General features: G+C 67.8%; 11 protein-coding genes. 10 read left to right on the top strand and 1 reads right to left on the bottom strand.

Annotated features, from left to right (window positions below):
* The first annotated feature begins 46 nt into the window (after positions 1 to 46).
* The 5 genes from xylA (at position 47) to mmsB (ending at position 6973) form a co-directional block, all read left to right on the top strand.
* Positions 47 to 1273: a xylose isomerase gene (gene xylA, locus H6X67_RS03345; protein ID WP_250649005.1), complete on the top strand. Its 1227-nt coding sequence runs from the start codon at positions 47 to 49 to the stop codon at positions 1271 to 1273.
* Between the two features lie 139 nt (positions 1274 to 1412).
* The gene (locus tag H6X67_RS03340; protein ID WP_249367492.1) at positions 1413 to 2873 is read left to right on the top strand and encodes a xylulokinase; all 1461 of its coding nucleotides are present in this window, start codon (positions 1413 to 1415) and stop codon (positions 2871 to 2873) included.
* A 250-nt stretch (positions 2874 to 3123) separates the two neighbouring features.
* Positions 3124 to 4245, top strand: a complete 1122-nt coding sequence (chvE, locus tag H6X67_RS03335) for a multiple monosaccharide ABC transporter substrate-binding protein (RefSeq protein ID WP_249367493.1) — start codon at positions 3124 to 3126, stop codon at positions 4243 to 4245.
* The gene (gene mmsA / locus H6X67_RS03330) at positions 4242 to 5810 is read left to right on the top strand and encodes a multiple monosaccharide ABC transporter ATP-binding protein (protein WP_249367494.1); all 1569 of its coding nucleotides are present in this window, start codon (positions 4242 to 4244) and stop codon (positions 5808 to 5810) included. Before chvE ends, mmsA begins: the two co-directional genes overlap by 4 nt.
* Positions 5807 to 6973: a multiple monosaccharide ABC transporter permease gene (gene mmsB / locus H6X67_RS03325; protein WP_249367495.1), complete on the top strand. Its 1167-nt coding sequence runs from the start codon at positions 5807 to 5809 to the stop codon at positions 6971 to 6973. The genes mmsA and mmsB overlap by 4 nt, the downstream gene beginning before the upstream one ends.
* A 30-nt stretch (positions 6974 to 7003) precedes the next feature.
* Here the strand turns inward: mmsB and H6X67_RS03320 are convergent, their stop codons facing one another.
* Positions 7004 to 8029 carry a LacI family DNA-binding transcriptional regulator gene (locus H6X67_RS03320; protein ID WP_249367496.1) on the bottom strand — a complete coding sequence of 342 codons (1026 nt, stop codon included), beginning with the start codon at positions 8027 to 8029 and terminating at the stop codon, positions 7004 to 7006.
* 295 nt (positions 8030 to 8324) lie between these two features.
* On the opposite strand from H6X67_RS03320, the gene H6X67_RS03315 reads away from it, so the two are divergent.
* From H6X67_RS03315 to H6X67_RS03295, 5 genes are all read left to right on the top strand, one after another.
* Positions 8325 to 9359 carry an NAD(P)-dependent alcohol dehydrogenase gene (locus tag H6X67_RS03315; RefSeq protein WP_249367497.1) on the top strand — a complete coding sequence of 345 codons (1035 nt, stop codon included), beginning with the start codon at positions 8325 to 8327 and terminating at the stop codon, positions 9357 to 9359.
* 20 nt (positions 9360 to 9379) lie between these two features.
* Positions 9380 to 10351, top strand: a complete 972-nt coding sequence (locus H6X67_RS03310) for an acetylxylan esterase (RefSeq protein ID WP_249367498.1) — start codon at positions 9380 to 9382, stop codon at positions 10349 to 10351.
* Between the two features lie 212 nt (positions 10352 to 10563).
* Positions 10564 to 11562, top strand: coding sequence for an ABC transporter permease (locus H6X67_RS11980; RefSeq protein WP_249367499.1), 999 nt, complete (start codon positions 10564 to 10566; stop codon positions 11560 to 11562).
* A gap of 6 nt (positions 11563 to 11568) precedes the next feature.
* On the top strand, positions 11569 to 12459 hold the full coding sequence (locus tag H6X67_RS03300) for a carbohydrate ABC transporter permease (RefSeq protein ID WP_249375258.1): 891 nt from the start codon (positions 11569 to 11571) through the stop codon (positions 12457 to 12459).
* Positions 12460 to 12585: 126 nt separating this feature from the next.
* Complete coding sequence (locus H6X67_RS03295; RefSeq protein WP_249367501.1) at positions 12586 to 14238, top strand: ABC transporter substrate-binding protein; 1653 nt, start codon at positions 12586 to 12588, stop codon at positions 14236 to 14238.
* The last annotated feature ends 146 nt before the right edge of the window (positions 14239 to 14384 follow it).

Here is a 14384-nt window from a genome sequence, read left to right as displayed (position 1 = left end):
CCTTGACCTTACCTCACCGGCATGTCATAGTTGCGCCAACAAACAAATGGATGCCCCGAGTCTGGGGCGTCGAGCTCGAGGAGGAGCGACTGTGGTCCGTAAGCCCACCAAGGAAGACAAGTTCTCGTTCGGTCTGTGGACCGTCGGCTGGCTCGCCGCCGACCCCTTCGGTGACAGGACCCGTGCCGCCCTCAAGCCCTGGGAGTACACCGAGAAGCTCGCCGAGCTCGGCGCCTGGGGCATCACCTTCCACGACAACGACGTCTTCCCCTTCGACGCCACCGACACCGAGCGCGCCGAGATCGTCGGCAGGCTCAAGGACACCTGCGACGCCACCGGCCTGACCATCGAGATGGTCACCACCAACACCTTCACCCACCCGATCTTCAAGGACGGCGGCCTGACCAACAACGACCGCTCCATCCGCCGCTTCGGCCTGCGCAAGCTCCTGCGCAACGTCGACCTCGCCGCCGAGCTCGGCGCCAAGACTTTCGTCATGTGGGGCGGGCGCGAGGGCGCCGAGTACGACTCCTCCAAGGACGTCAACGCGGCCATGAACCGCTACAAGGAGGGTCTGGACACCGTCGCCCAGTACATCAAGGACAAGGGCTACGACCTCAAGATCGGCCTCGAGCCCAAGCCCAACGAGCCCCGCGGTGACATCTTCCTTCCCACCGTCGGCCACGCCCTCGCCCTCATCGCCGAGCTCGACAACGGTGACGTCGTCGGCCTCAACCCCGAGGTCGGTCACGAGCAGATGGCCAACCTCAACTACACCCACGGCATCGCCCAGGCCCTCAACGCCGGCAAGCTCTTCCACATCGACCTCAACGGCCAGAAGGGCCTGAAGTACGACCAGGACCTCGTCTTCGGCCACGGCGACCTGCTCAGCGCCTTCTTCACCGTCGACCTCATCGTCAACGGCTTCCCCAACGGCGGCCCGCGCTACGACGGCCCGATCCACTTCGACTACAAGCCCTCGCGCACCGACGGCATGGGCGGTGTGTGGGAGTCCGCGGCCGCCAACATGGAGATGTGGCTCCAGCTCGCCGAGAAGGCCAAGGCCTTCCGGGCCGACCCGGAGGTCCAGGAGGCCCTCACGCTGTCCGGCATCTACGAGCTCGGCGAGTCCACCCTCGCCGAGGGCGAGTCGCTGGAGGACTTCGTCAACGACCGCTCCGCCTACGAGGACTTCGACGCCGAGGCCGCCGCCGCCCGCGACTACCACTACGTCGACCTCTACCAGAAGGCCGTCATGCACCTCATCGGCTGACCTGCCTGATGCCGAGATACTCGCTTTGCCCTCGAGAACCACGGTTATCGCCGTACGTTCGAGCGCAAAGCGAGTATCTCGGCGTTGACGTCAGACCCACGTCCGGCAGCCACCACCCCCACGCGGAAGGAACCCCCGTATGAGCGCCACCCTCGTCGCCGGCGTCGACTCCTCGACCCAGTCCTGCAAGATCGTCGTGCGCGACGCCGCCACCGGCGCGCTCGTGCGCGACGCCAAGGCCTCCCACCCCGACGGCACCGAGGTCCACCCCGACGAGTGGTGGCGCGCCCTGGGGGAGGTCGTCGACGCCGTCGGCGGCCTCGACGACGTCGCCGCCCTGAGCGTGGGCGGCCAGCAGCACGGCATGGTCGTGCTCGACCGGGACGGCGAGGTCATCCGCCCCGCCCTGCTGTGGAACGACACCCGCTCGGCCGAGGCCGCCCGCGACCTCATCCGCGAGCTCGGCGACGGTGACGAGGCCGCCGGCCGCCGGGCCTGGGCCGACGCCGTCGGCAGCGTCCTCGTCGCCTCCCTCACCATCACCAAGCTGCGCTGGCTCGCCGACCACGAGCCCGGTAACGCCGCCCGCGTCGCCGCCGTGTGCCTGCCGCACGACTGGCTCACCTGGAGGCTGTCCGGCGCCGCCTCCCTCGACACCCTCACCACCGACCGCTCCGACGCCTCCGGCACCGGCTACTTCGACGCCGTGACCAACACCTACCGCCGCGACCTGCTCGCCCTGGCGCTGCGCCTCAGCCCGGAGGAGGCCGAGGCGATCGTCCTGCCGCGCGTCGTCGCCCCCCACGAGGTCGCCCTGCACGGCGGCAGCGACGTGCTCGGACGCGACCTGTCCCACCTGGCGCTGGGCCCCGGCTGCGGTGACAACGCCGGCGCCGCCCTGGGGCTCGGCCTGCGCCCCGGCCAGACCTCCGTCTCCCTGGGCACCAGCGGCGTCGTCGCCGCCGTCTCCACCACCCCCACCCACGACGCCTCCGGGCTCGTCACCGGCTTCGCGGACGCCACCGGGGCCTTCCTGCCGCTGGCCTGCACGCTCAACGGCGCCCGCGTCCTCGACGCCGCCAAGAAGGTCCTGGGCGTGACCTACGACGAGTTCGACGAGATCGCCCTGGCCGCCGAGCCCGGCGCGGGCGGCCTCGTCCACGTGCCCTACCTCGAGGGCGAGCGCACCCCCAACCTGCCCGAGGCCACCGGTGCCCTCACGGGCATGACGCTGGCGAACCTCACCCCCGGCAACTACGCGCGCGCCGCCGTCGAGGGGCTGCTGTGCCTCATGGGCGCCTGCGTTGACGCCGTGCGTGCCCAGGGCGTCGACGTCGCCGAGGTCGCCCTCGTCGGCGGCGGCGTCAAGTGGGTCAGCGCCAAGACCCTCGCCCCAGCCGTCCTCGGCGTCCCGGTGGACGTTCCCGAGCCGGGCGAGTACGTGGCCAACGGCGCCGCCAAGCAGGCCGCCTGGGTCCTCGTCGGCGGCGAGGAGCCGCCGGTGTGGGAGCTCGACGGCGTCGAGCACCTGGTCGCCGAGCCCCAGCCCCAGGTGCGAGCCGCCTACGACGCGGCCGCGGCTCAGGTGGCGAGCCGCTGAGCCTGGGCTGCCGGACCGGCTGGGGCCGGGGCGCACCATCCGCTGGACGGTGCGCCCCGGCCCCAGCCGCGTGAGGGGCTGCCCGCTCATCAAATAGTTTGTAAGTCGTATTAAAGGGGTGGTGTTGCGACCTTCCAAACATATCGCCTCTTCTGTGTCAGTAGTTTCCTAGGGTTGATGGTTGGAGGATATATGTGTATGCTGCAACAAATGCGGGAGTGTCGGCTCTCGCCTCAGGCAAGGAGGTCACATGTCCAACGTGACGCGCAGGTCGTTCGTGACGGGAGGTGCGGCGGTGCTGGCAGCGGCGCTCGCGGCCTGCACCGCTGAGCGCACCGACTACTACTACGGGAGCGCCGGCGGCGGCGCCGGCGCCCTCATCGGAGTGTCCATGCCGACGAAGAACCTCGAGAGGTGGAGCCGTGACGGCGCCAACCTCAAGACCCTGCTCGAGGACCTCGGCTACCAGGTGGAGCTCCAGTTCGCCGACAACAAGGTCGAGCAGCAGAACTCCCAGATCCAGACCATGGTCAACAAGTCCCCGGCCGTCATCGTCGTCGGCTCCATCGACGGCTCCGCGCTCGGTCCCGTGCTCGCCACCGCGGCACGCGCGGGCATCCAGGTCGTCGCCTACGACCGCCTCATCCGCGACACCGAGGACGTCGACTACTACGTCACCTTCGACAACTACAACGTCGGCAGGATGCAGGGCGAGTACATCGCGACCGTGCTCGACCTCGACAACGCGGCGGGACCCTTCAACTTCGAGCCCTTCTCCGGCTCACCCGACGACAACAACGCGCGCTTCTTCTTCGAAGGGGCATGGGACGTGCTCAAGCCCTACGTCGACGCCGGTATGCTGGTGTGCCCCTCGGGCAAGATGCCCGCGAGCGTCGACGACTGGCAGTCCATCGGCATCCAGGCCTGGTCCAACACCACCGCCCAGGCCGAGATGGACAACCGCCTCAACTCCTTCTACTCCACCACCACCCGGGTCGACGCCGTCCTGTGCCCCAATGACGCCATCGCGCTGGGCGTGACCCAGGCGCTCGACTCCGCCGGCTACACGGACGCGGACTGGCCCGTGCTCACCGGCCAGGACGCCGACCAGGCCAACGTCGAGAACATCGTCAAAGGCCGCCAGTCCATGACCGTCTTCAAGGACACCCGCCTGCTCGGCGAGCGCGCCGCGACGATGGTCGACCAGATCGTCAAGGGCCAGGAGGTCGAGGTCAATGACACCGAGTCCTATGGCAACGGCGTCATGACGGTCCCGGCCTACCTCATCGACCCGGTCACGGTTGACGCCGACTCCGTCCAGACGGTCCTGGTGGACTCGGGCTACTACACCGCCGACGAGGTCGGGCTATGAGCACCGCCGACGACGTCATCCTCCAGATGCGCCACATCACCAAGGCCTTCGGGGACTTCAAAGCCCTTGATGACGTGACCTTCGACGTGCGCCGCGGCGAGATCCACGCGATCTGCGGGGAGAACGGCGCGGGCAAGTCCACCCTCATGAACGTGCTGTCGGGGGTGTGGCCACGTGGGACCTACGAGGGGGAGATCATCTACGACGGCGAGGTCCGTGAGTTCCGGTCCATCCGCGACTCCGAGGCCGTCGGCATCGTCATCATCCACCAGGAGCTGGCACTGAGCCCCTACCTGTCCGTGGCCGAGAACATCTTCCTCGGCAACGAGAGGCAGCGCCATGGTGTCATCGACTGGGACGCCACCAACGAGGCGGCGGCGGTCCTGCTCCAGCAGGTCGGCCTCGACATCAGGCCGCAGACGCGCGTCGCGGACCTCGGCGTCGGCAGCCAACAGCTCGTCGAGATCGCCAAGGCCCTGTCCAAGGACGTGCGCCTGCTCATCCTCGACGAGCCCACGGCCGCCCTCAACGACGAGGACTCCGCCCACCTGCTGGACCTCATGCGGGGCCTGCGTGAGCAGGGCATCTCCATGGTGATGATCTCCCACAAGCTCGGCGAGGTCTCCCACACCGCGGACCGCACGACGATCGTGCGTGACGGACAGACGATCCAGACCTCCCCGCTCCACGGCGAGGGGGCCATCGACGAGGACGAGATCATCCGCCTCATGGTTGGGCGCTCCCTCGACAACCGCTACCCGGAGCACACCTCGACCATCGGTGAGGAGGTGCTTGAGATCCGGGACTGGACCGTCCACCACCCGCTGGACACCGCTCGTAAGGTGGTCGACGGGGCGGCACTGTCGCTGCGCCGCGGAGAGATCGTCGGCCTGGCCGGACTCATGGGGGCCGGACGCACCGAGCTCGCCATGAGCGTGTTCGGGCACTCCTACGGCGTCGACATCTCCGGCACCGTCCTCAAGGACGGCAAGGAGGTCTCCACCTCCAGCGTCCGCAAGGCGATGCGCCAGGGCCTGGCCTACGTGAGCGAGGACCGCAAGGTCCTCGGCCTCAACCTCATCCAGGACGTCAAGACCAACACCACCGCGGCGGCGCTGGACAAGATCTCGAGGCACGGGATCGTCGACGACGCCGCCGAGCTGGAGGTCGCCGAGCGCTACTGCGCACAGCTGCGGACCAAGACGGCCTCCGTGTCCACACCGGTTGGCGCGCTCTCGGGAGGCAACCAGCAGAAGGTCGTCCTGTCCCGGTGGATGTTCACCGACCCGGACGTCCTCATCCTCGACGAGCCCACCCGCGGCATCGACGTCGGCGCGAAGTACGAGATCTACACCATCATCAACCAGCTTGCCGACGCCGGCAAGGCGGTCCTCGTCATCTCCTCCGAGCTGCCCGAGCTGCTGGGCATCTGCGACCGCATCTACACCATGAGCCAGGGGCGCATCACGGGCCAGCTCCCGCGCAGCGAGGCCACTCAGGAGAGCCTCATGAGGCTCATGACCATCGAGAACACGGAACAGACGGACAAGGACGACGCGAAATGAGCAACGTGACCTCATACCTTGGGCGCTTCCTGCGCCAGTACGGCATCCTCGCGGCGCTGGTCGCGATCATCCTCTTATTCCAGGTCCTCACCGGAGGCCTGCTGCTCTCACCGAACAACCTCGCGAGCCTCGTCCAGCAGAACGCCTACGTCATGGTCCTCGCCGTCGGCATGGTCATGATCATCATCGCCCGGCACATCGACCTGTCCGTCGGGTCCCTCGTGGGATTCATCGGCGGTGTCATCGGCCTGCTCGTGGTCAACCAGAACCTGCCCTGGCCACTCGTCGTCCTCATCGCCGTCGCCATCGGCCTGCTCATCGGCTGCTGGCAGGGCTTCTGGGTCGCGTTCATGGAGATCCCCGCCTTCATCGTCACGCTCGCAGGCATGCTCGTCTTCCGCGGGCTGACGGTCGTGCTGGTCCAGCGCACGGTCTCCGGGCTGCCGGGATCCTTCGTGTCCATCGCCAACGGGTCCCTGCCGCCGTGGCTCGGGTACCTGCTCAACTTCGACGGCGTGACGATCCTCATCGGTTGCGTGACGATTGCGGCACTGGTCCTCACCCAGCTGCGCGCACGGCGCAACGCCGCCGCGGGCCGCCACGTCGACTCGGTGCCCGCCTTCGTCGCCCGACAGATCGTCTTCGCCGCCGCGATCGCCCTGGTCACCGCGATCCTGGCCTACTCGGCCGGAGGCACGCCCATCGTCCTCATCATCGTGGGCCTGGTCATCCTCGTGTACTCCTTCATCATGAACAAGACGGTGTTCGGCCGTCACGTCTACGCCGTGGGAGGCAACCTCAAGGCGGCACGCCTGTCCGGTGTCAACGTGCGCAAGATCGACTTCCTCGTCTTCGTCAACATGGGGCTCCTGGCGTCCCTGGCGGCCATCATCACGACCTCGCGTGCCGGCGCCGCGGTCTCGACCGCCGGCAACCTGTACGAGATGGACGCCATCGCGGCCGCCTACATCGGCGGGGCCGCGGTCTCCGGCGGCATCGGACGGGTCTCCGGCGCCATCATCGGTGCCCTCATCATGGGGGTGCTCAACATGGGTCTGTCGATCATGGCGGTCGACTCCGCCTGGCAGCAGGCCATCAAGGGCCTCGTTCTCCTGCTCGCCGTGGCCGTCGACATCGTGGGCAAGCGTCGGCAGAATGCCTGACGGCAGGCTGGCTGACGAAGGGCGACGTGCTCAGCCCCTGCTCCGCGGGGGCGCCGTCGAGGCCCGTTCGACCAGGTGCGTGGGGATCTGCACGGTGCCGACCGTGCGCGTGGTGCCCGCGGCCAGGTCGAGCGCGGCCTCGATCGCGCGGGCGCCCATGGTCTCGAGGGCCTGGTGGATGGTGGTCAGTGGGGGTGCGGCGCACTCGGCGAGGAAGGTGTCGTCGTAGCCGACGACGGACAGGTCCTCGGGCACCGACAGGCCGGCGCGTCGGGCCGCCTCGTACACTCCCATGGCGGCGACGTCGCTCGCCGCCATGATCGCCGTCGGACGGCGGTCCTCAGGCAGTGTGAGCAGGGCCGTGCCCGCCTCCAGACCCGTCTCGTAGCGGAAGCCCTGGCCCCGCACCAGCTCGGCGGGTGCGTCCAGGCCGGCGTCGAGCAGGGCGGTGCGGTATCCGAGCAGGCGCTCGCGGGCCGGCAGTGAGCTGGCCGGCCCTGCGACGAAGCCGATGCGTTGGTGCCCCAGGCCTAGCAGGTACTGGGTGGCGCTCATCCCGCCGTTCCAGTTCGCCGAGGAGATCGCCAGGACGTCCGTGGGCACGTCCTGCACGGGGTCGACGGTGACGGTGGGCAGGCCGGTCTCGCGGATGGCGGTGGTCTGGGCGCGGGTGAGCTCGCGGGTGACGATGACCAGGCCCAGGTGCCCGGCCGCGGCCAGGCGTCGTATCCAGGTGTCGGAGCCGGCCGCGTCCGGGTCGCTGAAGGCGGTGACGTTGAGCAGGACCCCGGCCTCCGCGGCGGCGGTGACGGCCCCGGCGAGCACGCGGTTGGTGTAGAAGGTGTCGAGGGTGTCGAAGACGATGGTGACCACCGGCTCCGTGCGGGCGGGGGCCGACGGCGACTCGTACCCCATCTCCTGCGCCAGCGCGAGGATCTGGGTGCGGGTGCGCTCGGAGACGTCCTGGCGGCCGTTGAGCGCCTTGGAGACGGTGGCCCGCGAGACCTGGGCCGCCTCGGCGATCGTGTCGAGAGTGACGCGGGAACGTGGTGGCACGGCCTGCTCCTCACCTGTCCTGTGGTCCGTCGGCCCGTCTCATACCAGATGGTCCGTTCCTGTATCAGGCGCGATCGTAACAGTAACGAACGTTTTCGCTATGTTTGAGGTCGGAACAAGGTGAGATCCGCCTGTCGTGTCATGTCTGAAGGGAGGTGGAGGACCTTGTCGTCGCGATCGCAGTCCGCCTATTATGTGCATGAAACAACGAAAAAGGTCCGCGACCTGTGACGACGCGGGGAACTACTCCGAAGGTGCCCCAACGTCCCTGGGAGCCATTCCGGAGAGGAACGCCATGACCACCACCGAGCAGCTCCCCACGACCATGCGTGCCCAGGTCCTCCTGCGCGCCGGGACCGTCGCGGTCCAGCAGCGCCCCGTCCCCGACCCCGACCCGGACCAGGTCCTGGTGCGCATCGAGTCCGTCGGCGTGTGCGGCTCCGACGTCCACTACTACCAGCACGGGCGCATCGGCGACTTCGTCGTCGAGGAGCCGATGGTCCTCGGGCACGAGGCCGCCGGCACCATCGTCGCCGTCGGCTCCGACGTCGACCCGTCCCGGGTGGGTCGGCGCGTGTCCATCGAGCCGCAGCGCTGCTGCCGCGTGTGCGAGTTCTGCAAACGCGGCGAGTACAACCTCTGCCCGCGCATCGAGTTCTACGCCACCCCTCCCATCGACGGCTGCTTCAGCGAGTACGCTCTCATCCAGGACGACTTCGCCCACGAGATCCCGGACTCCATGTCCTTCGACGCCGGCGCCCTGCTCGAGCCGCTCAGCGTCGCCATCGCCTCGGCGCGCAAGGCCGCGCTCACGGTCGGCAGCACGGTCCTCGTCGCCGGCGCCGGCCCCATCGGGGTCATCGTTGCCCAGGTCGCCCGGGCCTACGGGGCCACGGAGGTCGTTGTCACCGACCCCGTCGAGGCGCGTCGCCGGACGGCGCTCGAGCTCGGTGCCACCGAGGCCTGCGCGCCCGGTGCCGCAGCGCTCGACGGCCGTGTCTTCGATGCCTTCTTCGACGCCACCGGCGTCACCGCGGCGGTGGTGGACGGCATCAAGCGCGTCAAGGCCGGAGGGACGGCCGTCATCATCGGCATGGGCGACGACGACATGCTCCTGCCGGTCTCCTACATCACCAGCCACGAGGTGGGTGTCACCGGCGTCTTCCGCTACCACAACACCTGGCCCACGGCCATTGAGCTGGTCGCCTCCGGCAAGGTCGACCTCGACCGGCTCGCCACCGACCACTACGCGCTGGACGACGCCGAGACGCCGCTGAGCACCAGGCCCGGACCGACGACGCTCAAGGCGATGGTCCACCCGGGTCGCTGAGCGCTCCTGAGGTCCGTGCCATGGCTGTCCTTCCTGCTGCGCTCGGCGCCCTGCCCGCCCCCGCTGTCGCCGAGCCCGAGGACTTCGACGAGTTCTGGCGCCTCACCCTGTCCGAGGCTCGTGCTCACGACCTCGCCGTCGAGCGGACCGAGGTGGTCCAGCCCCTGAGCGAGATCGTCTACTGGGACCTCACCTTCTCCGGTTTCGGTGGGCACCGTGTGAGGGCCTGGCTGTCGATGCCGGCGCGGCGCGGGCGGGAGCCCCTGCCCGTCGTCGTCCAGGTCCCCGGGTACGGGCGCGGGCGCGGCCTGGCGGGAGAGGCTCCGCACGTCGCCGCCGCGGGCATGGCCCACCTGCTGCTGGATGTGCGGGGGCAGGGCTTCGGCTACGGCTGCGGGGGAGAGACCCCTGATTTCGGGACCGACGGTGCCCCCGAGGCCCCTGGTGTCGTCACCCGCGGAATCTCATCGCCCGAGACGTACTACTACCGCCGCCTCATCGCCGATGCCGTGCGGGCCATCGAGGCGGTGCGCTCGCTTCCCGACGTCGATGCGGCACGGACAATGGTCATGGGCAACTCCCAGGGGGGCGGTGTCGCCCTGGCCGTCGCCGGACTCGTGGACGGCCTTGCCGGCGTGACCGTGTCGGTGCCGTTCCTGTGCGACGTCCCCGCCGTCCTCCCGATGGCCCAGGGTGAGCCCTACAACGAGCTGTCCCGCTACCTCGCCGTGCGCCGCGCCGGGCGTGAGGAGGTCCTGCGGACGCTGTCCTACGTCGACGGCGTCAACCACGCCCGACGTGCCAGCGCCCCCTCCCTGTGGGCCCTGGCCCTGCGCGACGTCACCTGCCCCACGCTTGGTGGCCAGCAGGCGCTGGCCGCCTACGGTGGCGAGGCCGAGGTGCACCTGTTCCCTGACAACGGGCACGAGGGCGGTGAGTACCACTACCTGCGCCGTCAGCTCCAGTGGCTGCGGGAGAGAGCGGGGTGGTGAGACCAGGGCCTTGAGCCTCAGGGGTGCTGAGCGCGGGGTGGGTGGCGTCGGAGCCGCCTGCCCCGCGTCGTCGTCTCGGCATGTCAACACGATTCGATTTTCGATACGACAAATGCCTTGACGAGGGTTTTCCTCGTCGTTACTCTGGTCCAGGTTGAACGAACGTCAATGCGAAACAGTTCGTAGCACTGAGTCACAAGGAGGTGATGCTCGTGGCGGAAGTCGTGGCCCCCCAGGCCGTCCCTGCCGAGACCCAACCGGTGCTCGCCGCCGAGACCGATAGCGGCACGAGGAGAAAGAGGGACAAGGCCAGACGACGTCGCTCCAGCCGCCGTGGCGACTGGCAGCTCTACACCCTTGTCGTCATCCCCGTCATCTGGTTCATCGTCTTCCGCTACGCCCCGATGATCGGCAACGTCATCGCCTTCCGCAGGTTCACTCCCGGCGGCTCGATGTACGGCGAGGAGTGGGTGGGCCTGCGCTACGTCAAGATGTTCATCTCGGACCCCACCTTCTGGCGGGTCTTCCGCAACACGGTGACCATCGGCTTCACCACGCTGCTCGTGTCCTTCCCCATGCCGATCATCCTCGCTCTCCTTCTCAACGAGGTCCGCAGGACCTGGTTCAAGCGAGCCGTGCAGACGGTCTCCTACCTGCCCCACTTCCTGTCGATGGTCATCATTGCCGGAATCATCATGGAGGTCGTCTCGGTCGAGGGCCCCATCAACCAGGTCATCAGGCTCTTCGGCGGCGACGCTGTCAACTTCATCCAGAACGCGAAGTACTTCGTGCCGATCTATGTCATCTCCGACGTCTGGCAGACCGTCGGCTGGGGCACGATCCTCTATCTCGCGGCCCTGACGACGATCGACGACTCCCTCTATGAGGCGGCCCAGCTCGACGGCGCCAACAGGCTGCAACAGACCTGGCATATCACCCTGCCCGGCATCCGCCCCACCATCGTCACCCTCCTCGTCCTCAACGTCGGCTCCTTCCTCGCCGTCGGCTTCGAGAAGATCCTCCTCATCTACAACCCGCTGACCTACTCCACCGGTGACGTCATCTCCACGTACCTGTACCGAGTCGGCCTGCAGGCCTCCAACTTCTCCTACGCCGCCGCCATCGGCCTGTTCGAGTCCCTCATCGGCCTGACTCTCGTCCTCACGGCGAACTTCCTCTCCCGGAAGCTCGCAAACACGAGCCTGTGGTGATCAATGATGGCCAACACGCAGAACATCAGGTACGACTCCCCGTCCTACAAGGCCTTCCGGGTCCTCAACACGGTGGTGCTCCTCGGCGTCATCTTCGTGACGCTCTTCCCCTTCCTCAACGTCGTCGCCAAGTCCTTCTCCTCAGAGGCCGCGATCTCCACCGGGCAGGTGGGACTGTGGCCCGTCGGCTTCAACACGACGACGTACAGGCTCGTCCTGGCCGACACCGCCTTCTGGACCGGCTACAAGAACACGATCCTCTACACGGTCGTCGCCACCGCCATCGCCCTGGTCTTCACCACGGCCTTCGCCTACGTGCTGTCCAAGCAGAACCTCAGAGGCCGTCCGCTGCTCATCGGCTTCGCCGTCTTCACGATGTTCTTCAACGGTGGCCTCATCCCCAACTACATCCTCATCACCAACCTCGGCCTGAAGAACACGATCTGGGCAGTCGTCCTGCCCAATGCCATCAGCGTCTTCAACCTGCTCGTCATGAAGGCCTTCTTCGAGGGGCTTCCGCACGAGCTGGAGGAGGCGGCTGAGCTTGACGGGCTGGGCACTTACGGCATCCTCTTCCGCATCGTGCTACCTCTGTCGAAGGCGATCATCGCCACGATGTTCCTCTTCTACGCCGTCTCCAACTGGAATGCCTGGTTCGGGGCCTTCCTCTACTTCGACGACTCCTCGATGTTCCCGGTGACGATCTACCTGCGCAACATGCTTGCGGGCGCCACAGGCACCGAGGCTGTCGGTGGCGGAGGCGCGGACACCGCCCAGGTCGCCTCCAACCTCAAGGCCGTCACGATGGTCCTCACCGCACTGCCGATCCTGTGCGTCTACCCCTTCGTCCAGAGGTACTTCGTCACCGGCGTCACCCTCGGCTCCGTCAAGGGCTGACACCGGACACCCTCCCACCTCCGAGACCGGGCTGACTCTCCCTGTCACCGCCCGGACGGCCTGCCCCGCCTTCTCCTCAACTGCTATCCGCCGACCAGCACCCAGCACCACGAAAGGCACTCACCGATGAGTCTCCTCAGCTCCCCGCTCACCCGCCGCCAGGCCGGCGCCCTGCTCCTCAGTACCGTGGCTGCGGCGACACTCGCCGCCTGCGGATCCTCCGGCTCCGACTCCGGCGAGGTCGCCGGAACCGAGAACACCGGTGCCGCCATGACCGACTTCGCCGCCGACCAGCAGTTCAAGGCGACCGAGCCCGTCAGCTTCACCTGCCTGTTCTCCGACCACCCGATCTACCCCTACAAGGCGGACTGGCTCCTCTTCGAGGAGATCACCAAGCGCACGAACGTCACGCTCGACATGACGATCGTCCCGATGTCCGACTACAGCCAGAAGCGCTCCCTCCTGGTCTCCTCCGGTGACGCCCCGCTCATCATGCCCAAGACCTACCCGGGCCAGGAGGACGCCTTCGTCTCCTCCGGTGCCATCCTGGCAGTCTCGGACTACTTCGACCTCATGCCGAACTTCCAGAAGAAGGTCTCCGACTGGAAGATGGAGGCCGACCTCGACACCATCCGCAAGGCGGACGGCTCCATCTACGTCCTGCCGGGCCTGCACGAGGAGATCTGGCCCGACTACACCTTCGAGATCCGCAAGGACCTCCTCGACGAGCAGGGCATCGCCCTGCCGACCACCTGGCAGGAGCTGCAGGACGCCATCGCCAAGGTCCTCCAGGCCCACCCGGAGATGAAGGGCATCTCCGACCGCTTCGAGGGCCTGAGCATGCTCAACCTCGCAGCCGTCTCCTACGGCACCCAGTCCGGTGGCTCCTGGGGCATGACCACCCTCGCCGAGTGGGACGAGGACACCTCCGAGTACGTCTTCTGCGGCACCTCGGACAACTACAAGGCCATGCTCGAGATGCTTCACGGGATGGTCGAGGCCGGTGTGCTCGACCCCGACTCCTTCACCCAGGACGAGGACACGGCCGTCAACAACTTCACCGCGGGCCGCACCGTGGCCATCGGCACCAACTCGCAGTACGACGTCAGCTACGAGACCTCCATGAAGGAGTCCCTGGGCGAGGGCAACTTCGAGATCTGCAAGGTCCTCGTCCCCGCAGGCCCCGCCGGCGCCCTCATGGGCGGCACCCGCCTGGAGAACGGCATCATGATCTCCTCCAAGGCCACCGAGGCCCCGAACTTCGTCGCCATGATGCAGTTCATCGACTGGCTCTGGTACTCCGATGAGGGCGAGGAGTTCTGCAAGTGGGGCGTTGAGGGCGTTACCTACACCAAGGCTGAGGACGGTACCCGCACCCTCATGCCGGAGATCAACTACAACGGCCTCAACCCGGCCGGCACGACGGACTTGCGCATCGAGTACGGCTTCTCCGGTGGCGTCTTCGCCTACGGCGGCACCACCGAGCTGCTGCACTCGATGATGCTGCCCAAGGAGCTCGCCTGGCAGGAGGAGATGGCAGCCACTCACACCCAGGCCCCCATCCCGCCTGCCGCCCCGCTCGACGAGTCCCAGCAGGAGCAGGCCACCCTGCTCAAGACCCCGCTGCAGGACTTCGTCATGGCGGAGACGCTGAAGTTCATCACCGGCCAGCGCAGCCTGTCCGAGTGGGACTCCTACGTCAGCGAGATCTCCGCCCAGGGCGTCGAGCAGTACATGCAGATCATCAACGACGCCCAGAAGGCCGCAGCCAAGGCCTGACCGGGGCAAGCACTGACACCGCCTCAGTAGAGGTGAGGACGGTCCCGGGGAGCTGCCGTTGCCCACCCGGGACCGTCCTCACCTGCGCCCTCCAGCCGACGGCGCAGGACCTCGAGGGCGGGCCAAGCAGCAGGTGCTCCGTCACG

The sequence above is a fragment of the Actinomyces sp. AC-20-1 genome, from assembly GCF_023369555.1.
Taxonomy (GTDB): Bacteria; Actinomycetota; Actinomycetes; order Actinomycetales; family Actinomycetaceae; genus Actinomyces.
Note: the sequence above shows the minus strand (reverse complement) of the source record. Positions and strands in the feature narration are given on the sequence as shown.

What these genes read in the sequence shown, in the direction of transcription:
- H6X67_RS03300 (WP_249375258.1), top strand. Translation starts at nt 11,569, where the DNA reads ATGGCCAACACGCAGAACATCAGGTACGACTCCCCGTCCTACAAGGCC.
- mmsB (WP_249367495.1), top strand. Translation starts at nt 5,807, where the DNA reads ATGAGCAACGTGACCTCATACCTTGGGCGCTTCCTGCGCCAGTACGGC.
- H6X67_RS03340 (WP_249367492.1), top strand. Translation starts at nt 1,413, where the DNA reads ATGAGCGCCACCCTCGTCGCCGGCGTCGACTCCTCGACCCAGTCCTGC.
- H6X67_RS03295 (WP_249367501.1), top strand. Translation starts at nt 12,586, where the DNA reads ATGAGTCTCCTCAGCTCCCCGCTCACCCGCCGCCAGGCCGGCGCCCTG.
- chvE (WP_249367493.1), top strand. Translation starts at nt 3,124, where the DNA reads ATGTCCAACGTGACGCGCAGGTCGTTCGTGACGGGAGGTGCGGCGGTG.
- mmsA (WP_249367494.1), top strand. Translation starts at nt 4,242, where the DNA reads ATGAGCACCGCCGACGACGTCATCCTCCAGATGCGCCACATCACCAAG.
- H6X67_RS03315 (WP_249367497.1), top strand. Translation starts at nt 8,325, where the DNA reads ATGACCACCACCGAGCAGCTCCCCACGACCATGCGTGCCCAGGTCCTC.
- xylA (WP_250649005.1), top strand. Translation starts at nt 47, where the DNA reads ATGGATGCCCCGAGTCTGGGGCGTCGAGCTCGAGGAGGAGCGACTGTG.
- H6X67_RS03310 (WP_249367498.1), top strand. Translation starts at nt 9,380, where the DNA reads ATGGCTGTCCTTCCTGCTGCGCTCGGCGCCCTGCCCGCCCCCGCTGTC.